The sequence below is a fragment of the Arthrobacter sp. B2I5 genome, from assembly GCF_030816735.1.
Classification (GTDB): Bacteria; Actinomycetota; Actinomycetes; order Actinomycetales; family Micrococcaceae; genus Arthrobacter.
In genome coordinates this window covers 212,021-233,076 of sequence record NZ_JAUSYF010000001.1, presented here as the reverse complement: position 1 = coordinate 233,076, position 21,056 = coordinate 212,021, and the positions used below count along the sequence as shown (strand labels likewise).

Here is a 21,056-nt window from a genome sequence, read left to right as displayed (position 1 = left end):
CGCCGGCGCATCCGGGGCGGCCATCACGCGACCTTGCAGGGCGACGTCTTGGGATCCGGTGCCCAGCACGGGACGTTCAGGCTGTCCATGATCTTGGCCAGTTCCGCCCCCTGCCGGTCCAGCGTGGCCTTGACGTCCGCGTTATTCAGGCAGATCTCCTGGAAGCAGTTCTTGAACAGCTGGGAGACCTGGGGGTCCTTATCGCCCAGGCCCACCGGCGGCAGGGCGAGCAGGGCGTCGGAGGCCTCCTGCTGCGCCTTGACTGCCTTGGCTTCAAGGGCCACGCCGCCGGGGAGGTCGCCGCCGATGTCCGTCTTCACCACAGGGAAGAAGGAGTTGGATTTCAGTGTCTCAATCTGCGCCTCGGGCTTGGACAGCGACTTGATGAGCTCGAAGGCCTTGTCCTTCTCAGGCGAACCCTTCGGCACCGCCATACCGCCCACGATCAGGAGGTAGCCCCTGCCCTTGGGCCCGGACGGCGCCGGAACCATCTGCCAGTCGTCCGGCTTGTCCTTCACGGCCGTAATGAGGCGCGCCACGTGGTCCCAGGCCACCATGACCTCGCCATTGGCCAGGGGCTCCTGCATGAAGTCGTAATTCGTGGAGGCCGGATTCGTGTTGGCCCAGAGCTCCCTCATGTACGTCCAGGCGCTGACGGCATCCTGGTTGCGGAAGGTGGTGATTTGCCCGCCCGTGAAGCTGGGAAGCAGGAAGCCCTGGTAGAAGCGGTGGTGCAGTCCCTTGGGGCCGGCCGGCAAGCCGAAGACGGGCCGGCCGCTGGCATCCTTGGCCGCCTTTGCCCACTCCAGGTACTGGTTGTACGTGAGCTTGTTGACGTCGGCTCCCGAGGGCAGCCACTGCAGCGCCTTCTTGTTGACCGCCAGCACGTACGTGGCCTGGATCCAGGGGATGTACCGGGGAACATCGGTGCCGAGTTTGGCCAGCTCAGCCACGTCCTTGGAGTAGCCGGCCGAGGACAGGTCGTTCATCAGCGAGCTGAGGTCCTCCAGCTGCGAGGCGAAGGGGGCGAGGTCGCCGTGGAGCCCACCTGCGATCCCCACCTCCACTTTCCCCGCGGCGAGCTGGGACTTCAGGGTGGTGTTGAAAACGCCCGTATCAACGGGGTTGTAGGCAACGCTGATGTCCCCCGCGAACTTCTTGAGCGTTGCCTCGTACTTCTGGCGTTCCTCCACCGGGGAGAACTGCGTTGAGAGGAAGCTGACGGATCCCTTGCCGCCGCTTCCGCTGGTATTCACCCCGCAGGCTGCAAGCACCGGGCCGGCCGCCAACACCGTGAGGCCCCCCTTCAACAATGCTCGCCGACTGACGTCATGCTGGGCGGTAACGGACATTAGAGCCTCCTGGGGTGAAGGACTGCTAGGTTTTTTGTCTGATGATCGATCATAATTGTGTGATACAGATCACGTCAATGCTGAGGGGCCAGTCCCTGTGCCCGCAGTGGACGGATCAAACGCATTGGGAAAGGAAGCCGGCCGCATGACGGACCAGAGGACGCTGGTGGGAGAAGTTGCCCAGCCGCCGGCGGGCCCCGCCACCAGCGCCGGGCACCTTCTCCAGCTCCTGCGCTCCAACGCCTCCGGGTACCGCCGGGCCGATCTGCTGGAGATCACCGGAATGGCGCGTTCCACCCTTTACGAGCGGCTCGACGCGCTTTTCGCGGCCGGGCTTGTCTACGAATCCACTCCCCTGCGCGCACAGCGTGGCAGGCCGCCCCGCTCCCTCCGTTTCGACGACCGCAACAAGCTGGTGCTGTGCCTGGAAATCGGCCATACGCACGCCGGAATCCATCTCCTGTCGCTGGGCAGGGAGGTAGTGGCCTCTGCCCGTATCCCCGTGGAGATCGGGGACGCCCAGGAGGTGGTGGTGGGCCAGGTGGTCGGCGAGGCGCTGCGGCTGCTCGACGGCCGGCAGCCGGTAGGAGCAGGAGTTGGGTTGCCGGCTCCGGTTGACCCACTCCACCGCCTGGGGCTGGAGCGGACCGTCCTTGCCCACTGGGACCTGCAGCTGTTGCAGGAGGCGATGGAATCCATGCTTGACTGCCCGGTCCTGCTGGAGAACGACGCCCGGTCCATGGCGGTGGGTGAGGTCCGGGGCCCCCTCGACTCCCTGATCGCGGTGAAGGTCAGCACCGGGATCGGCTCCGGGATCATTGTCCGGGGTTCGCTGGTGCGCGGCGCCCACGGCGCCGCCGGGGACATCGGGCATGTGCGCATCCCGGAGGCCGCCGGTTGCCGGTGCCGCTGCGGCCGGGACGGCTGCCTGGCGGCGGTGGCTTCCGGGCGCGCGCTGCTGGCCGCCCCGCAATTTGCGCATTACGGCACACTGAGGCGGTTCGTTGACGCTGCCGACGGCGACCCGGACGTACAGGCCGCAATTGCGGCGGCCGGAAGGGTGCTGGGACGGGCCCTCGCCGCGATGGTGGGCACGCTGAACCCCGGCCGGGTGGCGGTGGGCGGCCTGGTGGGAGTGCTCCCCGGCTTCCTGCAGGCATGCCGGCAGCAAATCCTCACGGACGCCTTCGAACCTTCCCTGGTGGATCTGGAGATCGTCCCGGCGGACAGCCGCAAGGCCACCGCGGTGGGCCTGTGCCGGCTCGTGGAGGAAAGCCTCTACGCGCCGGAGCGGGTGGAACAGCTGCTGGCCCGGCACGGCGGCTGAGCACGCCGCTGGGCACGCCGCCCACTGTGACTGGTGAGGTTGGGCACCAAGGTGGCCGCCGCCGTCGCGCCTTGCTACCTTGGAATCCAAGGCTCCATCCCGAGCCTCCGGACGACGGTTCAGTACCCGGCACGCGACAAGACTGGCCAAAGGATCTGGTCATGTCCTGGTTAATCCTCATTCTTTCCGGCGCGCTGGAGGCCGTCTGGGCAGCCGCCCTGCACCGTGCTTCCAAGGCTTCCGGGCGCCGGCGGTTGGCCCCTGCAGCCCTGTTCCTGGTGGCCGTTGCCGCGAGCACCGGCGGCCTGGCCGTGGCGATGCAGTCCATTCCCACCGGCACGGCCTACGCGGTATGGGTAGGGGTGGGCGTGGTCCTGACCTCCGCCTACGCAATGGCTACCAGGGTGGAACGTCCGACGGCGGCGCGCCTGCTGCTGCTGTCCGGCATCGCCGCGTGCGTGGTTGGCCTCAAGGTGGTGGCGTGACAATGAAACGTTCGCTTCCCTGGCTGGTGCTCCTGGCCTCCGCTGTCCTGGAGGCAGTCTGGGCGACGGCCCTGGGCCTGTCCGACGGTTTCAGCAGGCCGCTGCCCACGATTGTCTTCGCCGTCACCGCCACCCTGAGCATGCTGGGCCTGGGCATGTCCATCCGGAGCATTCCGCTGGGCACCGCCTACGCCATCTGGGTGGGCATCGGTGCCGCGTTGACGGTGGGCTGGGCCATGGCTACCGGAGTGGAACCATTTAGCGTTGTGAAGCTGCTGTTCATTGCCGGCATCGTGGGCTGCGCCGCCGGCCTCAAGGCGCTGCCTGCGATGGACGCGGCGCCTGCCCGCACCAGTGACTAGGCTTTTGCCATGGACTCCCCCGAGATCACCGATGCCCTGGACGCGCTGCGGCGCCGGGTGGCACCTGGAACGCGCACCATCCTGGGCATCGCCGGGGCGCCGGGCTCCGGGAAGTCCACCTTTGCCGCCTGGCTGCAGAAGCAGTTCACTCCGGGGACGTCGGTTGTGGTCCCCATGGACGGCTTCCACCTGGGCAACGCGATTATTGAGGGAACCCCTCTGCGGCAGCGGAAAGGCGCCATTGATACGTTCGACTCCGGCGGCTACCTTTCGCTGCTGCGGCGCCTGGCGCGCCGGGACGAGGCCGTGGTCTACGCACCGGAGTTCCGCCGCGCCATTGACGAGCCGGTGGCCGCCTCCATCGCCGTCCCGGCTGACGTCCCGCTGGTGATCACGGAAGGCAACTACCTGCTGGCGGACCAGGAACCGTGGAAAGAGATCCGGGCGCAACTGGACGAGGTGTGGTTCCTGGAAACGCCGCCCGCCCTGCGGCTGCAGCGGCTGGTGGACCGCCATGTGTCATTCGGGATGGACCGGGACGCCGCCGTGGCCTGGGCCAATGGACCCGATGAAGCAAATGCCCGCCTGATCCAGGCCACGCGCCCGGCCGCGGACCGCATCATCCCCTGGCTTTAGCCAAACTTTTTGAAAATCAAGGAAACGAACAGGAGCACCATGGCAAACACGTCCACTAATCCCGGTGGCACTGTCCAACTCGGCGACGGCCTGGCCGTCAGCCCCCTGGGTTTCGGGGGCATGGCCCTCACCCCGGTGTACGGCGAGGTTGACCCTGCCGAGGCACTGCGGACCCTGCACCATGCCGTCGATGCCGGCATGAGCTTCATCGACACCGCGGACATCTACGGCGGCGGCAGCAACGAGGAACTGATTTCACAGCTGCTCAAGGACCGGCGGGATGAGGTCCAGCTGGCCACCAAGTTCGCCCTGGTGGGCACGCCAACTGACGGTTACACGGACATCCGCGGCGACGCTGAGTATGTTCGGCAGGCCGTGGACCGGAGCCTGCAACGGCTGGGCACCGACGTCATCGACCTCTACTACATGCACCGCCGCGACGTCCGCGTCCCCATCGAGGAAACCGTGGGCGCCATGGCCGAGCTGGTCAAGCAGGGCAAGGTCAGGCATCTGGGCCTGTCCGAAGTGACGGCGCAGGAACTGCAGGACGCGGCAGCGGTCCACCCGATCGCGGCGGTCCAGAGCGAGTGGTCCATCTGGAGCCGGGACGTGGAACGCCATGTTGTTCCCGCCGCCGCAGCCCTGGGCGTGGGCTTTGTCCCCTACTCCCCGCTGGGCCGGGGCTTCCTCACCGGAACCGTTGACACCGCAAGCCTGGGCGAGAAGGACTTCCGGCGGAACATCCCCCGCTTTGCCCCGGACGCCGCAAGCGCCAACCAGGCGGTGGTGGACGCCGTCCGGTCCGTGGCGGACCAACTCGGCGCCACCCCCGCGCAGGTGGCCCTTGCCTGGCTGCCCGCCCAGGGAAAGCTGCTCGGCCTGCCGGTCGTTCCCATTCCCGGCACCCGCAAGGCCGAACGGATCGACGAAAACCTTGGCGCGCTTGCCTTGGACCTGACCCCGGCGCACCTGGAGGCGCTCGACGCAGCGTCCGACGCCGTCGTCGGCTCCCGTTCCGCGGACCCCAAATGGGTGTCCGAGGGCCGGGAATAACCGCCTTCTTTGAGAGCCCGCATACCCTGACCTGACCGCCACCCCAAGGAGCCCCATGCCTGCCATCGTCCATTTCGAAGTACAGATTGACCCCGCGCACCGCGACGACGCCGCCAAGTACCTGTCCGAGACCCTTGCGGCCACCCGCGCCTGGCCTGGCAACCAAGGCATTGAAGCGCTGGTGGATGACGCCGACCCCTGCCACATCCTGGTGGTGGAAACCTGGGCCACCGCCCAGGACCATGCCGACTACGCTGCCTGGCGGACCACGCCGGAAGGCAAGAGCACCCTGCACGAGATCCTGGCCGCGCCGCCGTCCAAGCAGGTCTACTCCACCACCCTGCCGCTGGAGCTGTAGCCCGTGCCTGACTCACTTCGGTACGACCTGCCGGCCCTGACCATCCGCAGCATCTCCGTCAGCGCAATGGACAACAATGTGTACCTCCTGACGGCCAAGGAGAGCGGTGCACAGCTGTTGATCGACGCCGCGGACGACCTGCCTGCCATCCGGCAGCTGCTGGCGGACGGGGCAGCGGACGCGTCGGCAGCGCCGCACGTGGCGCTGATCGCCACGACGCACCAGCACTGGGACCACGTCCGCGCGCTGAAGGAGCTGGTGGAAGCAACGGGGGCGCCGACAGCAGCCGGGGCGGACGACGCCGACGCGCTGCCGGTTGCGGTGGACCGGCGGCTTGGGCACGGGGACAAGGTGGCCGTGGACGGCTTTGAGGTCACGGCCATCCACCTGCGGGGGCACACTCCGGGCTCGATCGCGTTTGTCTACGAGGATCCGGACGGGCCTGCGCACATTTTCTCCGGTGACTCGCTGTTCCCGGGCGGGGTGGGCAACACGCAGAAGGACCCCGGAAGGTTCAACCAGCTCCTGTCCGACGTCACGGAGCGGCTCTTCGGCGCCTACCCGGACACTGCCGTCGTGCATCCCGGACATGGCAAGCCCACCACCCTGGGTGCCGAGCGGCCGCACCTGGAGGAGTGGCGCGCCCGCGGCTGGTAGGCGGTTAAACGCATCGAGTGCTCCGTAGTTGTCGTTATGATGCGTCTAAACGACAACTACGGAGCACTCGATGTTGGGGCCGTTGGGGGCCGGTGGGTGGGCCCACGCCGGCAGGGTTCCCTGGCCGAGCTTGCGAGGCGAGGGGGCCGGTGGGTGGGCCCACGCCGGCAGGGTTCCCTGGCCGAGCTTGCGAGGCGAGGGGGCCGGTGGGTGGGCCCACGCCGGCAGGGTTCCCTGGCCGAGCTTGCGAGGCGAGGGGGCCGGTGGGTGGGCCCACGCCGGCAGGGTTCCCTGGCCGAGCTTGCGAGGCGAGGGGGCCGGTGGGTGGGCCCACGCCGGCAGGGTTCCCTGGCCGAGCTTGCGAGGCGAGGGGGCCGGTGGGGATTAGCGGCTGCGGCGTTCGTTCGACGCCGGGGCGGACGCGCGGCGGGGGCCGCTGCGGGCGGGACGGCCCGAACCGCCGTTGCCGGAGGCGCCGCTGCCCGAACCGTAAGACCCACCGGAGGTTCCGCCGGTGTTGGAGGACCAGACGGCCTTGCTGCCGCCGGCTGCTCCTGCACCCGCAGAGCGCTGGCCCGATGCCCCTGCTGCTGCGCGCTGGCCGGTTGCGGGGCGTCCACTGCGCTGGCCGCCGCCGGAGGCCGGGCGTCCGCCGGAGGCGGGGCGGCCGGTGCCGCCGCGGGGGGCGGCACTGCGGGTGATCCGGGAATCACCGCGGCCCTCAGCTGCACGTCCGTCCGAACCGCGGCCGGCGGATGAGCGGCCACCTGCTGCGGGGACATCGTTGCGGTGGGTGCCGGCAGCGGTGCCGCGGCCGCGGGCGTTGCGGCGGGCAGCGGCTGCTGCCACGGCGCGGTCCTCGTTCTGCTCTGCATTGCGGTCGAAGGCTGCGCGGGCTTCCGTGCGTCCTTCGAAGGCGACAGCCCGGCGCTCGGCGCGGGGAACATCGGTGCGGGCAGGCTCGGCCGAAACCTTGCCGCGTCCACCACGTCCGCCGCGGCCACCGGCAGACGGTGCAGCCTGGCGGCGTGCACGCTTGCGCTCGGCGTTGGCACCCGTCGAGGTGCCGCCACCCTGCCTGGGGGCCTTGGCGGCCATCAGTGCGGCGCGGGTGCGGGGGTCCACCTTGTCGGCGATTTCGCCCACCAGGTCAGCCACGATCGGGGAGTTGGCGGAGACGCGCTCAAAGTTCACGTCAACGCCGGCAGCCTTCATGAGCTTCTTCACGTCGGCCTGCTGCTCGGGCAGCGTCAGGGTGACAACGGTGCCGTCCGATCCGGCACGCGCGGTGCGGCCGGAGCGGTGCAGGTATGCCTTGTGCTCGGTGGGCGGGTCCACGTGGATAACCAGTTCGACGTCGTCGACGTGCACACCTCGGGCGGCGACGTCGGTGGCCACCAGGACGCGGACGTCACCGTTGGAGAATTCGGCGAGGTTGCGGTCACGGGCGTTCTGCGACAGGTTGCCGTGCAGGTCCACGGCGGGGATCCCGGCATCGGTCAGGGTCTTGGCCAGCTTGCGGGCGTGGTGCTTGGTCCGCATGAACAGGACGCGCCGGCCGGCGCCGGAGGCGAGCTCCACGATCAGCTGCTTCTTGACGGTCTGGTCGTTGACCACCAGGACGTGGTGCTCCATGGTGGTCACCGCGGCCTGCGGATCGTCCACGGAGTGGGTGAGCGGGTTGGACAGGTAGCGCTGGACGATCTTGTCCACGCCGTTGTCCAGGGTGGCAGAGAAGAGCAGGCGCTGGCCCTGGCTGGGGGTCATGTCCATGAGCTTCTTGACCACGGGGAGGAAGCCGAGGTCGGCCATGTGGTCAGCCTCGTCCAGGACGGTGATCTCCACGGCCTCGAGGGTGAGGATGCGCTGGCGGATCAGGTCCTCCAGGCGGCCGGGGCAGGCGATGACGATGTCGACGCCGGCCCGCAGCGCCTTCTCCTGGCGCGCCTGGGAGATGCCGCCGTAAATCACGGTGGTGTTCAGGCCGGCGGCCTTGGCCAGCGGCTCGATGGTGGCGTTGATCTGGGTTGCCAGTTCACGGGTGGGTGCCAGGACCAGGCCCATGGGGCGGCCGGGCTTGCGGAAGTACTTGGCTTCCCGCTCAGCGAGTCGTGCTACAAGCGGGATGGCGAAAGCAATGGTCTTACCGGATCCTGTCCGGCCGCGGCCCAGGACGTCGCGACCGGACAGCGTGTCCGGAAGGGTCTTGACCTGGATGGGGAACGGTTCAACGATTCCCTGGGCGGAGAGGGTGTCTGCAAGGGCCTTGGGAGTACCGAGGGCAGCAAAAGTAGTCATGTAGTTTTTTACGGTCTTTCTGGCGGTATCCGGGCGGATATCGGCCCCCGATGCCGGTTGGACCAGGGGTTTCGCCGAAGAAAAGTCAGGTGATCAAACCGGGCGCTGTAAATAGGACAGCCGGCCGGGACCAAATGGAACGCGTTCATCGACGCAGGATGTGCCTCTCACATGAAGAAAGCCCACTCCCTGGAAAAGGATCTCCAGTCAGGAGCAGGCGGCATCACTGCACATCAAGTTCCTCCAGTCTAGCATCCCGCGGCCCATCCCCCGTCCCGGGCGTTGCCTTCGAGTCCATGGCGGGGCAGTGTTGAGGCATGAGCGAACAGCCGGGGCAGCGCCAGGACAGGCACCAGAGTGAGGCACGCCAACACCACGCGGACGACGGCGGCGGGGCGCCGGAGGGGGTTGGCGGCGGCATCGATCCCGCTGCGGTCTGGGACGAGCGGTACAGCAGCAGGGCACGGCTTTGGAGCGGGAAGCCGAACCCGCAGCTGGTCCGCGAGGCCGGCGGCCTGCGCCCGGGAAAGGCGCTGGAACTGGGATGCGGCGAAGGCGCGGACGCCATCTGGCTTGCCCAGCAAGGCTGGTCCGTGACCGCCGTCGACGTTTCCGCTGTTGCCCTGGAGCGGGCGCATTCCCACGAGCTGGCCGAACTGGCCCGGGAAAGCGTGCGCGCGTCCAACGGGGACATCGGCAGCCGGATCAGCTGGCAACTGGCGGACCTGACGCAGTGGCAACCGGGTACTTCCTATGACCTGGTGACCTCCCAGTTCCTGCACTCCCAGGAACTGGACTGGCGGGTCCCGCTGCGCACGGCCGCCGCAGCCGTCAAGCCCGGCGGAACCCTGCTGGTGGTGGGCCACCACCCGGACCGGCTGCCGCCCTGGGGCAACGACCACCACAACCACCGGGAGATGTTCTACACCGGTGACGACCTGGTCCGTGAACTGGGGCTAGACGGGTCCGGATGGCAGATCGAGGTCCTCACCAGCCGGGAGCGGCCGGCGACCGGGCCGGACGGGCAGGAAGCGACCATTGCGGACGTCGTCCTGCGCGCCACCCGCCTGCCCCTAGTCCGGTAACGTCCTCCTGGCGGTGACCCGCGGTGCTACCAGCGTCGCAGCGACGCCAATGGCGGCAGTGAAGGCGAAGACGCCTGCGAAGGACTGGACCGCCGTCGTAAAGGCCGCGAAGACAATCCCGGTGGTGGCCAGCGACAACGCCCCGCCGAGGGAGTCCGAGATGGACATGGCGGAGCTGTTGAAGCCTTCGTTCTCCTTGGTGGACAACGCCAGGGTCATCACGCTCAGGCGCGGGTAGAGCAGGCCCATGCCGCCGCCGGCCAGGACCCAGCCGGCGATGGCGACGGCGGCCGGCCAGTGCAGCGCGGTGGTGGCCAGGGCCAGGAGAACAGCTGCCAGAACCATGAGCGATCCCACCTGGACGGCGCGCAGGTCCGGCAGCCTGGCACCCAGCCGGCCCTGCACGGCGGCGGCACCGGCCCAGGCCAGCGCACCACCGGTGAGGGTCAGGCCGGCCAGGGTGGGCGGGAACGCGTACCGGTCGATCAGGAGGTACGGCAGGTAGACCTCCGCGCCGAAGAACGATGCCGACGCCAGCCCCCGCGCCAGGATCACGCTGGGCAGTCCGTGGCGGGCGGTGAGGGTCCCGGCGGGCACCAGCGGCCGGACCGCCACGAGGGCCAGGACGACGGCGGCGCACGCCAGGAGCGCCGCGGCGGCGGGAAAGGCGGGGATGCGGACGTCCGCGGAGAGGTTCAGGCCCAGCACGGCGAGCGCGGCCAGCGCCGCCCACGCCAGGCGGCCAAGGGCCCACGGCGGGACAGTTTCCTTCGGGCGGCCAGCCTTCTCCAACCCGTCCGCGGCGCCCGGTTCATCGGTTTCCCGCAGTACCGGCGCGATCATCGCCAGCGCGGGAATGACCAGGCCCACCACGCCCAGGAACACCCAGTGCCAGCTGAAGACCTGGGCCACGACGCCGGCTGCGAAGGGCCCCACCAGCGACGGGATCACCCAGGCGGCGGAGAACGCAGCGAAGATTTTGGGGTGCAGGGGCCCGGGAAAGAACCGCGCCACCAGCACGTACAGCGCCACGGTGAGGGCGCCGCCGCCGAGCCCCTGGACCAGACGGCCGGCCACCAGCATGGGCATGGAAACCGAGGTGCCGGCGATCAGGAGTCCGGCCACGAACAGTGCCACGGAGGCGTACAGCGGCATGGCCGGGCCGCGGCGGTCAGACCAGTTCCCGGCCCCCACCATCCCGATCACGCCGGTGGCCATTGGCCCCGCGAAGGCCAGGGCGTAGAGGCTTGCGCCGTTCAGCTCCCGGCTGACCAGGGGCATGATGGTGGTCACGGCCAGGGATTCGAACGCGGCCAGGAACACCAGGGCGCAGGTGCCCAGGGTTACCCAGAAATACGGGGGCCGGAAGATCCCGGTAGCGGGGTGGGCGGCCGGAAGGGTGGAGTCCCGCACAGCGTTTCCTAGCCCACGTACCGGTTCCGGCCGGACCGGTAGCCGAAGACCGCCGCGAGAAGGCCCACCACCATGAACAGGACTCCGGCGGGAACGAAGGACCCGGTGGCCTGGTGCAGCTGGCCCACCATCAGCGTCCCTGTGGAGCCCACCCCGTAGCCGACGCCCTGCATCATGCCGGAAAGGTGGGCGGCGGTGTGCCCGTCGCGGGTGCGGAGCATGATCAAGGTCAGCGCGCAGGCAGTGAGGCTGCCCTGCCCCAGCCCGAGCAGCCCGGCCCACACCCAGATCAGATCCAGCGGGCCCAGGATGCTCAGCACAAATCCGCCGCCGGTCATCAGGGCGACCACCGTGTTGATGGCGCGCTGGTCCCGGAAACGCGCCGCCAGGGCCGGCGCGAACAGGGAACCCAACATCTGCAGCACGATGCATACGGCAACGATGAGGCCCGCCGTCGCCCCGTCCACACCCCGTTCGCGAAGGATGGGTGCCAACCAGGCGAAACCGCTGAAGGACATCATGGCCTGCAGCACCATGAAGATGGTTACCTGCCAGGCAACGGAGGAGCGCCACACGTTCACCCCGTCCCGGACCGCCTGGTGCCGGACACTCCCCTGCCGGACAGCGACGGGAAGGAACAGGAGAAGGACGACGGCGGCAGGCAGCGCCCAGACCCACAGTGCCTTGGTCCACTCCCCCGTTGCCGTGTAGACCGGGTAGGTAAAGCCGGCACCGAGCGCGGCGGAGGCGCAGATGGCGGTGGTGTAGAGGCCGCCCATGAGTCCCAGCCGGTGCGGGAAGTCGCGCTTGACCAGGCCCGGCAGAAGCACGTTGCATAGCGCGATGGCGGCGCCGCAGGCTGCGGTGCCGACCAGGAGGGCAGGCAGGTGGCCGGCACCTGGGCCGGAACCGGTGCCCACCGGCCGCAGCAGCAGCCCCGCGGTCAACAGCGCCATGGCGCCCAGCAGCACCCGCTCCGCACCGAACCGGCGGGCCAGGACCGGGGCGAGCGGCGCGAACACACCCAGCAGCGTGACGGGCACTGTGGTGAGCACCACTATGGACCAGCCGGGCAGTGCTGCCTGGGAGGTCACCTCCGGGAGGACCGCGGAAAGGCTGGAAAAGACGCTGCGCAGGTTCAGGCCGATCAGGACAAGGCACACGCCGAGGTAGGCAAGGGCACGGCGGCTGCCCACCCGGGTTGGTTCCGCAGGCGGCAGTTCATCGATTTCGGCATCCACCAGGGTGCCGGGTTCCACCAGGCTGCTGCCGGTCCGGGACCGTCCCGGTCCGTCCCCGGAGGAGGGTCCCCGCCGCCGCTTCCCTGCTTCGGCATTCGTTGCGTCCGTCATGCGCCCATTCTTGCAGGAGTGGTCCGCCGGTCTGCGGGAGAGCGCGGCCGGGAAGTTTTCCACATACGGCGCAAAGCACCTTCCGGCGCCCTCTTGCAGCTTCGTACGTTGTAAGCAGCCGCGGCCCGGCAGAGGGCCGCACTAATCAACGGGAGCACCATGGAAACCACACCGCCACCGGAATCACGCCCCGCGCCGCCGCAAACCATTTCCAAGAGCGCATTTCCGGCCGGGACCAGCCCACCTCCTGTCCTTCAGGGGCACCCTGGCCACCCCCCGGGCGTGCCCGGCAACAACCCACCTGGCAACAACGTGCCCGGCAACGAAGGCCCCGGGAACAAAGGAACAAACAGCCTGGTCCTGGCGATCCTTGCCCCTGCAAGCATGATCCTCACCGCACCTGCTTCCGTGTTCGCCATGTTGATGACGTACTCGGATGACGGCTCCTCGAGCAGGCGATGGGTGACTCCCCTGGTGCTGTTCAGCCTGCCTGTCCTGTTTGCGTCGCTGGCGCTGAGGCTGGCACTGCCTGCCCTCAAGGGGTCTCCGCGGAAATCAGGCAACTGGACTGCGGCGGCCGTTGCCCTCTGTATCTGCGGCCTGGTCTTCGCCCTGGCGCTGGGTCCGGCGCTGGACAACCTGGGGCTGTTCTGACCCCTCCGGTCCCCGGCCCGTACCGCGGCGCTATTCTGGAAGGGATGAGCGAATCCCCTGAAAACCCCCAGCAGCCGCATGTTCCCAGGCCTGTCACACCCGGCACCCAGGCCTCCTTCGGCACTTACGGCGGCCGTCCTGTCAGCTTCGTGCGCCGCGGCACTCGGCTGCAGGGCCGGCGGCAGGCCGCCTGGGCCGAACACGCCGAACGGTGGGCCGTCAACGTGCCACGGCACGTGGCCAACACCTCGGTCCACCCCGACTACACCTTCGACGCCGCGGCGGAGTTCGGGCGTGAGGCCCCGCTCATCGTCGAGATCGGTTCGGGCCTTGGCGACGCCATCTGCCATGCGGCGGAACAGAATCCCGACACCAATTTCCTGGCCGTGGAGGTCTACACCCCGGGGCTGGCCAACACCATCATCAAGATCAACAGCCGCGGCCTGGACAATGTCCGCGTGGTGGAGGCCAATGCCCCGGAGGTACTGGCCACCATGCTGCCCGAAGGCTCGGTCAGCGAACTTTGGGTCTTCTTCCCCGATCCCTGGCACAAATCGCGGCACCACAAGCGCCGCCTCATCCAGCCCGAGTTTGCCGGGCTGGCAGCACGGGCGCTGAAGCCTGGCGGCCTGTTCCGGATCGCCACCGACTGGTCCAACTATGCGGTCCACGTCCGGGACGTCTTGGCGGGCTCACCGGACTTCGAAAACCTCCACACCGGCGAGCGCCGCGGACCCGAAAGCCCGTTGACCCAGGTGTGGCAGTCCGGCGTTGAATCGGTGGTGGGCGGCGCCCCCGTCCGTGAGGGACGTGCACCGGTGAGCACGGAGCACACCGGCCCCAACGAAGGCGTGGATGAAACGGGCGGCTGGGCACCCCGCTTCGAGGGCAGGATCCGGACCAGCTTCGAGGCGAAGGCCCACGAGGCGGGCCGGCTCATCTTCGATCTCTGCTACCGCCGCCGCTGAACCGTGCCTCTGACGCGTGCCGCTGACTGGCGCCGCGCGGCGGTCAGGCCACGCTGATCGAGGCAACAATCTCCTTCAGCATCCCCAGCCGGGGTTCCGCCTGCGGGTTCAGGTAGGGCCAGATGACCACCACACCAATGAACCGTCCGCTTTCCCACACACCCACTGTGGCTGCCACCTTGGGCGGGCCGTCGTCGTCGCCATATCCAACAACCACCGCATACGCGGCCTTGCCGGGCAGGTTCAGCTCACCCTCCGCCAGGAGGGTGCCGCCGCGTTCCTCGAGGTAGAAGCCTGACATCAGGTGGGCCCAGCCGTTGGCCTGCGGCGCATCCTGCACCGAAGTGTCGTCCTTGATCACGGTCACCAGGACCCCGCCCAGCAGGCCGTACTGCTCGCTGTTGGGCCCGGCCGTGGAGTCGTCCAGGACCTGGGTGTGCTCGGGGAAGTCTGCGGTGAAGCCCAGCGGGGATTCGATGTGCACTGACATTGGTTTCAGAGCCTCTCGAGCTTGGTGTCGTTGGGGACTTTATAGTACGTGGACACGTTGCTGGTGGCTTGGTTCTCGGTCTTGACCTCCACCTCGCCCACCTTGACGTCGAACCCTGCCTCGTTCGTTGCGGTCACCACGGAATTCACCTGCACGGTGGCCGAGCCGGCCTCGTACAGCCGGGCTGCGTCGCGGGCGGCGCCGGCCTCATTGCCCAGGGCGATGTTGCGCAAATAGCTGTCGATGACGGGCCGGTTTTCCGGTGAGTAGTCCACAGCAATCTTCACCGTGCCCTGGATTCCGGCCGTCACCGTGGAATCGAACTTCGCGGCCTCGGACTTCACCCCCGAGGTCACGCCCTGGGCCACGGTGCCGTCCATGGACACGGAGACGGAATCGATGTTGTTGCCCTTGTCCAGGTTGACCTGCAGCCCGCCCTTGCCGGAGGCTTCGAACACGCGGCCGTCCAGGTTGAGCTTGCCCTGCGCGGAGATCTCCCCGCTGGCAGTGGAGGTCCCGTCCGTCAGGTTCCGCTCGTAGGCAAGGTCAAGCTTGGCCCCGCCGGATGCTGTCCCGGACTCGGCCGAGGCATCGAGCGAGAACGTTCCCTTGGCTTTGTCCGTCTGCCCGGTGGAACCGTTGTCCTCCGCGGCATCGTTAATGGTGTCCAGGATGTATCCGGGCGGGTTGCCGGCCACGTCCTTGATCTCGCCGATGCTGTCCGGCGGAAGGTCTTGGTACATCTGTTTGCGGGCTGCCATGGCTTCCTCCACGCTGGCGAAGGTGTACTCGCGGGAGACCTCCCCCGTCAGCGTCGCTCCTGCGGTTCCAGTGGTGTCATTGACGCCCAGGCCCATGTTTCCGTACACCTTCATGGTGGCGGAGCCGTCAGCGTTCTCCACCACTTCGGTCCCCACCTCGGCGCCGCCATGAACCCAGGCGACCCGGGCCTCGATGGAGGCCTTGCCCGTCTCCGAGTAAACCGGGATGTCCGCCTTGGCCAGTTCCTGCAGGTGCTGCTTGGCCAGCTGCTGTGCGGCCGCGGGAATGCCGCCATCCATGCGCATCAGGTCCTCGGCGAACGGACCGTCGCTGCCTTCACCCTCAATCAGGTATTTCCGGTCGGCATCGGAGAGGCCGGCCCACCATTTTGCCTGCTCGTCCGGGCTGGCATCAACCATCCGGTCCAGCCCGGACTCCAGCTCCCGGCGGTGTTCAGCGGCTGCCCTGGCTGCCTCGGCCTTTTCCTTGAGCCACTCCCTGGCCTGGGCGGCCAGCGAGGCCAGCCGGTCCCAGCTGCTGCTGCCGGAACCGCCGGCGCCGGCGGTGGACGCTTTTTCCTGCTCATCGGCATGCTTCAGCAGGATTTTTGAGTTCTCCCGCAGGCTCGCCACCACTTTGTCCAGGCTGGGCCGGTGGCTGCTGCTCCACTCCTGGCGGAAGCGTTCCCCGTCCCGGCCCTTCCACGGCGCCGACTGGATCTGGCTGTGCAGCGAACCGGCCCGGCTGCTGAGCAGCGACGCTGCCTGGTCCGCCGCTTTGGCCAACGCCCGCAACTGGCTGACGTCTGCGCCGTAAAAAGTCATGGTTTCCCCCGGGAAAGAGTGCGATGGCTGTCAATCACTGGTGCTTATGGTTGCACAGCTGCCGGAACCCGGCGATGGGGATCCCTCCCCATCGCCGGCATCCGGTACCACCGTGGCTTTCGTGCCAGTTCCTCAAAGCACCGCCGGCCGGCTGTTCGGGATCCCTCCGACGTGCGACGATTGCGCTGTAAGAAGGGCACGCACAGCAGCGCACAACGCGCCTGTCCGAAGGAACAACAATTAAAGAAGAACTGAAACAGGCCGTGGACAAGGCCGAGGACGTCACCAATTCACGCGTCCTTGAGGTCTTTGCCCGGTCCGGATTCGCGGCCAGCGGCATCCTGCACCTGCTGGTGGGTGCCATTTCCATCCGCCTGGCCATGGGCGGCACGGGCCACGCCGATTTCAGTGGCGCGGTGGCGGAGCTGGCCACCATGCCCGTTGGGCCCTTCCTGCTGTGGGGCAGCTTCGCGGCGTGCGCGGCACTCTCGCTCTGGCAGGCGGGCGATGCCATCTTCGACTTCAACCACCAGGCCACAAAGAAGAAGATCAAAAACAAGGCCAAGGCCGCGCTGCAGGCGATCGTCTACGCCGTCCTGGCCCTGACCCTGTGGCATTTCGCCATGGGCACCGGCTCGGGTGACGACAACCGGAAGGCCGCCAGCGACTTCACCATCTCCATGATGGAGGCCCCGGGCGGGGTTGCGCTGCTCGTCCTGATCGGACTGGCAGTGGCAGTCACGGGCGTGGTGTACGGCATCCGCGGACCGAAGAAATCGTTCGAGAAGCAGTTGCGGATGCCTGCCCCCGGCCCGGCCAGGAAAGCGGTAACAGCCCTGGGAGTGGCGGGCTACCTGGCCAAGGGAACGGTGCTGCTGCTGGCCGGGCTGCTCATCGCCATCGCCACCCTCAAGGAGCACCCGGAGGATTCCACCGGCCTGGATGGCGGCCTGCGGGCGCTCCGTGACCAGCCGCTGGGACCCTGGCTCCTGGCTGCGGTGGGAGCCGGGCTGGTCTGCTACGGCGCGTACATGATCATGCGTGCGCGGCTGGCCAAAATGACCAGGTAGCCGCCGGCGGCGTGGTTAGGTTGAGCCATGCCCCAGGTACGTGCCGAACGTGTGATCCGCATCGACCCGGAGACGGCTTTTGCCTTCTCCCAGACCACCGGGGACTTCCGGCTCAAGTGGGACCCCTTCATTTCCGCCCAGGGCTTCCTTGACGGGGCGCAGGCGCCGGGAAAAGGCGTCCGCACCCGCACCAGGTCGCGGCTTGGCCTGCGCATGGTGAGCCAGTACGTCTCGTACGCGCCGCCACGCAACGTGGGCATGACCATGGTGTCCGGGCCATGGTTCTTCGCCAACTTTGGCGGTGGGTGGCGTTTCAGCCCGGACGACGCCGGCACCCGGGCAGTCTGGAAATACACCTTTGCATGCCGCCCGGCTGTGCTGCGGCCCGTCATGGAGCGGATCGGCAGCTGGCTGCTGGGCTACGAGATCGAACGGCGGATCGAGGCCTTCGCCCGCGCCTGTGAGGACGAGACCCTGGTGGCGGAGTTCAGGGCGCTCAACCCCTAAGGGACGGTGATGACCGCCACGGAGCGCTGGGTGCCGTCGCGCAGTTCCACGCTGGAGATGCTCCCCAGCTGGAGGGGCGTGGCCCCGGTGACCTTGACCTTTCCGCTGGGGGTGGCCGTCCAGGCGCAGGCCCGGTCCTCTCCGCCGGCACGGTCGCGCACCCACAGGGATAGGGTCCCTTCCGCGGGCAGGCTGCTGCCGCTCACCGCAAGCTCGGTTCCCCACGTCTTCCGGGCCATGTCGATGTTGACCTGCAGCCCTCCTCCTGAGGCCACCGAGTAGGTGGCGTCTGGCTGAGGCGGCCTGGCCAGCAGGGGGCCAGCCGCCAGTCCCACGGCCAGGCACGCAGCGGCAAGGGCCCCTGCCAGCGCCGCCCACCGCCGTCGCACTGTCCTGCGCCGGCGGGCCAGTTCGTCAAAAAGGCGCCCCGGGACACTGGCGTCCGGGGCGTCGCTGCCGCCGGGAACGGCGGTCAGCGCCACGGCGTCGGGCACGGGAAGGGAGTCCAGGAGCATGGGTACCTTTTCCAGCTCCGCCAGTTCCTTCCGGCAGGCACCGCAGTCCTGGAGATGCGCCTCGAAGAGGGTGAGGTCGGCGGGATCGAGACCGCCCAGGATGTAGGCCCCCAGCAGGTGGTGCGCGTTGGTGTTCACCGTTCCACCCCCATTTCATCCAGGATGGTGCGCAGTGCACGAAGCGCGTAGAACGCGCGGGACTTGACCGTTCCGCTGGGGATATTGAGCTGGACTGCTGCCTCATTGACCGTGAACCGGCGGTAATGCAGTGCCACCAGGACATCCCGGTGTTCCTTGCTCAGCCGCAGCAGTGCTTCCTCCATCAGGACCCGGTTGAGCATCCCGTCAACCCGGCCCATCACCTCTGCGGGATCGGTCAGGCTGTCCTCCAGCGCCTCGGGCGGGCGGCGCTGGCTCCGGCGGTAGTTGTCGATCATGATGTTCCTGGCCGTGCGGTACAGATAACTGCGGAAGCTGCCGTTGATGTCCGGGGCGTGCTGCCAGACGCGAAGCACGGTTTCCTGCACCACGTCCTCGGCCAGCTGCGGATCCCGCGTGGCGCTGAGCACGAACCGGCGCAGCGCACTCCCGTGTTCACGGTAGATGGCCTCCACCACGTCGTCATCGAGCGGCATGCCACTCCTCCCGTCCCCGGTCCTGCACACAGCGTGGAACGCCAACCGCATCCTGCGCTCCCGGCTGTTACGACGTCCGGAAGCAGGAAACGGTTCAATCGCGGAGTTCCACAGCGCACCTGTGAACCATTCTTTACCGGGAAGCGTCGTAGGGGTTAGCGTCCGGTGATTCGACGCCGGGTGCCTGCTCGAAGCATCAGCAATTACACCAACCGGGAAAGTCCAGCCAAGGAGCACACCATGAAACACCATGTCGGGCCAGGCCTTGCCATCCTGGCCCTGGCGGCGGCCCTCTCCGCCTGCGGCACCAGCACAGGCACCACCCCTGCGGGCACCAGCGCGGCGCCGGGTGCCGCCAGCACCGCCTCCGGCAGTGCGTCCGGCGCGGCTTCTTCGGCCAGCACCGCCTCAGCCCCCGCGTCATCAACGCAGCCAGGCGCCGCGGTCGACGTTAAAACGGCGTCCTCGTCCGCAGGCAACATTGTGGTGGATGCGAAGGGAATGAGCCTCTACTTCTTCACCAAGGACACCAAGGACTCCGGCACCAGCGCCTGCACCGGCTCCTGCCTGGTCCAATGGCCCCCGTTGACCACCACGTCGGGGTCACCCGCGGCCGATGGCGTGACCGGGAAGCTGGGGACCATCAACACCCCCGACGGGAAGAAGCAGGTGACACTGAACGGCATGCCCCTCTACTACTACGTCAAGGACACCAAGCCCGGGGACGTCCTGGGCCAGGGCGTCGGGGGCGTCTGGTACCTGTCGGACCCGTCCGGTGCGATGATCAAGCCGGCCGGCCAGGGCTACTAGGCCTGGCAGCCGCCCGCCCTACTTCAGGGGAACGTCCGGCACTTTGCCGGGGAGCGGGACTTCCGTGGGGACTGGAACGGGCAGTTTGGAGCCTTGTTCCAGGCCCTTCCTGACGTCCTCCGGAACATTGGCGGGCAGTGACGGTTCGGCGGGTGCCTCCGCCGGTTTCCGGGCGGCAGCATCATGGCTGGGAGTGTTGTCCGGCCGGGCAGGAGTGGCCGACGGCGCCGCTCCGGCGGGTGCCGAAGCCGGAGCCGGTGCCGGCGGGACGGCGTCCGGGCCGCCGGTTGCCGTCGGCTGCGGCACCGCGGGCCGGGGCGCAGGCACCTGCGGGGCGTCGGAGCGCGCCGGCGCCGCACTGGATCCAGTCACGAACGAGGTGACGGCGTGGTTCAGCTGGCTGAAGGATTCGCGGAATCCCTGGTCGGAGGCGGCGGCAACAGCGCCGCCGGCCGCGAGCGACGCGGCCACCGACAAGGTGGTGAGCGTGATGCGGCGCCTGGCCTTCCGGCGTGCGGCGAGTTCATCGGCCGGCCGGCCGGTGGGAAGCGCGGCGGTGGCAGCGGGTTCGACGGCGGGAAGCACTGCGGTGGACGTCCCTGCCATCAACGCCGCGACTTCGGCGGAAGGCTCAGGGGTCTCTGCTGCCAGGGCGCCCAGGTTGACCAGGGCGTGACGGAGCTGGCCGTCGTCGTCCATGCCTGCCTCGAGCAGGAGCTGGTCGATGGCCCCTTCGTTGCGGGATCCTGCGGTGTCACTCATGATTCGCCTGGTTTCTTTTGAGTGTTTGGGCCTTGAGGTTCTGCAGGGCGCGGCGCTGGAGCTGCTTGATGGCTCCGGCGCTCTTGCCCATGATGGCGGCCACCTGGTCGATGGACAGGTCCGCCACGACGCGCAGGGCCAGGACCTCCTGGTGTTCGTCGCTGAGGCCTTCGAGCATCGCGGCGGCGCCCCCGGTCAGTTCCACGGCATGGTCCTCCGCGGACGGGGAGGTGCGGCCGTCCTGCTGGGGGTCGTACGGTGTCAGCTGCGGCCTGCGCTCCAGCCGGCGGTAGTGGTCCACCATCCGGGCATGGGCGATGGAAAAGATGAGGGACTTCGCGCCCGCCAGGCCCCCGGTGAGGGTGCCGATCCTGGGATAGAAGGCCAGGAAGACATCCTGGGTGACGGCTTCGGGATCATCCAGTCCCCGTGCCCTGAGATAGCCCTGCACGGGGCCCGCGAAGGTTCGATAGGCAGCGGCGAACAACGCGGCCGGATCCGTTCCGGCTGCGTCGTCGAATATGTCGATCTCTTCTTGGGCCAAAGTGTCTAGCACCAGCGGCTCCTCCATCCCGGGATCCGGCCTGCGCCTTGTCCCGGTCTCCGGTGCGGACTGTCAGTCCCCGCGGTCTTCCAGCTGCCTCGTTGCATGCCTGGCAGGGGTGCGCCTCCACTGGTGTG

The 21,056-nt window shown here is 68.4% G+C and carries 23 protein-coding genes and 1 riboswitch; of the genes, 13 read left to right on the top strand and 10 right to left on the bottom strand.

The features are described from left to right. Window positions 1–23: 23 nt before the first annotated feature. Window positions 24–1,352: an ABC transporter substrate-binding protein gene (locus QFZ60_RS01035; RefSeq protein WP_307087362.1), complete on the bottom strand. Its 1,329-nt coding sequence runs from the start codon at window positions 1,350–1,352 to the stop codon at window positions 24–26. Window positions 1,353–1,497: 145 nt separating this feature from the next. Here QFZ60_RS01035 and QFZ60_RS01030 point away from each other — a divergent pair, with 145 nt between their 5' ends. From QFZ60_RS01030 to QFZ60_RS01000, 7 genes are all read left to right on the top strand, one after another. Beyond that, window positions 1,498–2,679 carry an ROK family protein gene (locus tag QFZ60_RS01030; RefSeq protein WP_307087360.1) on the top strand — a complete coding sequence of 394 codons (1,182 nt, stop codon included), beginning with the start codon at window positions 1,498–1,500 and terminating at the stop codon, window positions 2,677–2,679. An 86-nt stretch (window positions 2,680–2,765) separates the two neighbouring features. Then, window positions 2,766–2,830: riboswitch (guanidine-III (ykkC-III) riboswitch) on the top strand. A gap of 10 nt (window positions 2,831–2,840) precedes the next feature. Continuing rightward, complete coding sequence (locus tag QFZ60_RS01025) at window positions 2,841–3,164, top strand: multidrug efflux SMR transporter (protein ID WP_056330883.1); 324 nt, start codon at window positions 2,841–2,843, stop codon at window positions 3,162–3,164. A 2-nt stretch (window positions 3,165–3,166) separates the two neighbouring features. After that, window positions 3,167–3,526 (top strand): multidrug efflux SMR transporter, encoded by a 360-nt coding sequence (locus tag QFZ60_RS01020; RefSeq protein WP_307093163.1) that lies wholly within the window; start codon window positions 3,167–3,169, stop codon window positions 3,524–3,526. Between the two features lie 9 nt (window positions 3,527–3,535). Next, window positions 3,536–4,162, top strand: coding sequence for a nucleoside/nucleotide kinase family protein (locus QFZ60_RS01015; protein WP_307087357.1), 627 nt, complete (start codon window positions 3,536–3,538; stop codon window positions 4,160–4,162). Window positions 4,163–4,201: 39 nt separating this feature from the next. Beyond that, window positions 4,202–5,215, top strand: coding sequence for an aldo/keto reductase (locus QFZ60_RS01010; protein ID WP_307087355.1), 1,014 nt, complete (start codon window positions 4,202–4,204; stop codon window positions 5,213–5,215). Between the two features lie 55 nt (window positions 5,216–5,270). Then, window positions 5,271–5,573, top strand: coding sequence for a putative quinol monooxygenase (locus tag QFZ60_RS01005; protein WP_307087353.1), 303 nt, complete (start codon window positions 5,271–5,273; stop codon window positions 5,571–5,573). A 66-nt stretch (window positions 5,574–5,639) separates the two neighbouring features. Then, window positions 5,640–6,230, top strand: a complete 591-nt coding sequence (locus QFZ60_RS01000) for an MBL fold metallo-hydrolase (protein ID WP_307093162.1) — start codon at window positions 5,640–5,642, stop codon at window positions 6,228–6,230. 384 nt (window positions 6,231–6,614) lie between these two features. On the opposite strand, the gene QFZ60_RS00995 is transcribed toward QFZ60_RS01000, so the two are convergent. After that, window positions 6,615–8,528 carry a DEAD/DEAH box helicase gene (locus QFZ60_RS00995; protein WP_142117988.1) on the bottom strand — a complete coding sequence of 638 codons (1,914 nt, stop codon included), beginning with the start codon at window positions 8,526–8,528 and terminating at the stop codon, window positions 6,615–6,617. A gap of 317 nt (window positions 8,529–8,845) precedes the next feature. Here QFZ60_RS00995 and QFZ60_RS00990 point away from each other — a divergent pair, with 317 nt between their 5' ends. Next, on the top strand, window positions 8,846–9,613 hold the full coding sequence (locus QFZ60_RS00990) for a cyclopropane-fatty-acyl-phospholipid synthase family protein (protein WP_307087352.1): 768 nt from the start codon (window positions 8,846–8,848) through the stop codon (window positions 9,611–9,613). Here QFZ60_RS00990 and QFZ60_RS00985 read toward each other — a convergent pair. Together QFZ60_RS00985 and QFZ60_RS00980 are read right to left on the bottom strand one after the other, a co-directional pair. Then, window positions 9,602–11,026, bottom strand: a complete 1,425-nt coding sequence (locus QFZ60_RS00985; protein ID WP_307087351.1) for an MFS transporter — start codon at window positions 11,024–11,026, stop codon at window positions 9,602–9,604. The genes QFZ60_RS00990 and QFZ60_RS00985 overlap by 12 nt on opposite strands. An 8-nt stretch (window positions 11,027–11,034) precedes the next feature. Next, entirely contained in the window at window positions 11,035–12,378 is a 1,344-nt protein-coding gene (locus QFZ60_RS00980; protein ID WP_307087350.1) for an MFS transporter, read from the bottom strand. Between the two features lie 282 nt (window positions 12,379–12,660). On the opposite strand from QFZ60_RS00980, the gene QFZ60_RS00975 reads away from it, so the two are divergent. Together QFZ60_RS00975 and trmB are read left to right on the top strand one after the other, a co-directional pair. Beyond that, window positions 12,661–13,032: a hypothetical protein gene (locus QFZ60_RS00975; RefSeq protein ID WP_307087349.1), complete on the top strand. Its 372-nt coding sequence runs from the start codon at window positions 12,661–12,663 to the stop codon at window positions 13,030–13,032. A 44-nt stretch (window positions 13,033–13,076) separates the two neighbouring features. Beyond that, window positions 13,077–14,000, top strand: a complete 924-nt coding sequence (gene trmB, locus QFZ60_RS00970) for a tRNA (guanosine(46)-N7)-methyltransferase TrmB (protein ID WP_142117994.1) — start codon at window positions 13,077–13,079, stop codon at window positions 13,998–14,000. Between the two features lie 43 nt (window positions 14,001–14,043). Here trmB and QFZ60_RS00965 read toward each other — a convergent pair whose 3' ends face one another. Continuing rightward, the gene (locus tag QFZ60_RS00965) at window positions 14,044–14,490 is read right to left on the bottom strand and encodes a hypothetical protein (RefSeq protein WP_307087346.1); all 447 of its coding nucleotides are present in this window, start codon (window positions 14,488–14,490) and stop codon (window positions 14,044–14,046) included. A gap of 5 nt (window positions 14,491–14,495) precedes the next feature. Beyond that, complete coding sequence (locus QFZ60_RS00960; RefSeq protein WP_307087344.1) at window positions 14,496–16,076, bottom strand: hypothetical protein; 1,581 nt, start codon at window positions 16,074–16,076, stop codon at window positions 14,496–14,498. Between the two features lie 251 nt (window positions 16,077–16,327). Here QFZ60_RS00960 and QFZ60_RS00955 point away from each other — a divergent pair, with 251 nt between their 5' ends. Continuing rightward, window positions 16,328–17,146: a DUF1206 domain-containing protein gene (locus QFZ60_RS00955; RefSeq protein WP_307093161.1), complete on the top strand. Its 819-nt coding sequence runs from the start codon at window positions 16,328–16,330 to the stop codon at window positions 17,144–17,146. 27 nt (window positions 17,147–17,173) lie between these two features. Further along, window positions 17,174–17,653 (top strand): SRPBCC family protein, encoded by a 480-nt coding sequence (locus QFZ60_RS00950; protein WP_307087343.1) that lies wholly within the window; start codon window positions 17,174–17,176, stop codon window positions 17,651–17,653. Here QFZ60_RS00950 and QFZ60_RS00945 read toward each other — a convergent pair. After that, complete coding sequence (locus tag QFZ60_RS00945) at window positions 17,650–18,306, bottom strand: anti-sigma factor (RefSeq protein WP_307087341.1); 657 nt, start codon at window positions 18,304–18,306, stop codon at window positions 17,650–17,652. The genes QFZ60_RS00950 and QFZ60_RS00945 overlap by 4 nt on opposite strands. After that, window positions 18,303–18,803 carry a sigma-70 family RNA polymerase sigma factor gene (locus QFZ60_RS00940; protein WP_307087339.1) on the bottom strand — a complete coding sequence of 167 codons (501 nt, stop codon included), beginning with the start codon at window positions 18,801–18,803 and terminating at the stop codon, window positions 18,303–18,305. The genes QFZ60_RS00945 and QFZ60_RS00940 overlap by 4 nt, the downstream gene beginning before the upstream one ends. A 240-nt stretch (window positions 18,804–19,043) precedes the next feature. Between QFZ60_RS00940 and QFZ60_RS00935 the strand changes: the two genes are divergently transcribed. Next, complete coding sequence (locus QFZ60_RS00935; protein WP_307087338.1) at window positions 19,044–19,613, top strand: hypothetical protein; 570 nt, start codon at window positions 19,044–19,046, stop codon at window positions 19,611–19,613. An 18-nt stretch (window positions 19,614–19,631) separates the two neighbouring features. Here QFZ60_RS00935 and QFZ60_RS00930 read toward each other — a convergent pair whose 3' ends face one another. Both QFZ60_RS00930 and QFZ60_RS00925 read right to left on the bottom strand, forming a co-directional pair. Next, window positions 19,632–20,375 carry a hypothetical protein gene (locus tag QFZ60_RS00930; RefSeq protein WP_307087336.1) on the bottom strand — a complete coding sequence of 248 codons (744 nt, stop codon included), beginning with the start codon at window positions 20,373–20,375 and terminating at the stop codon, window positions 19,632–19,634. After that, window positions 20,368–20,946 carry an RNA polymerase sigma factor gene (locus QFZ60_RS00925; RefSeq protein WP_307087334.1) on the bottom strand — a complete coding sequence of 193 codons (579 nt, stop codon included), beginning with the start codon at window positions 20,944–20,946 and terminating at the stop codon, window positions 20,368–20,370. The genes QFZ60_RS00930 and QFZ60_RS00925 overlap by 8 nt, the downstream gene beginning before the upstream one ends. Between the last annotated feature and the right edge of the window lie 110 nt (window positions 20,947–21,056).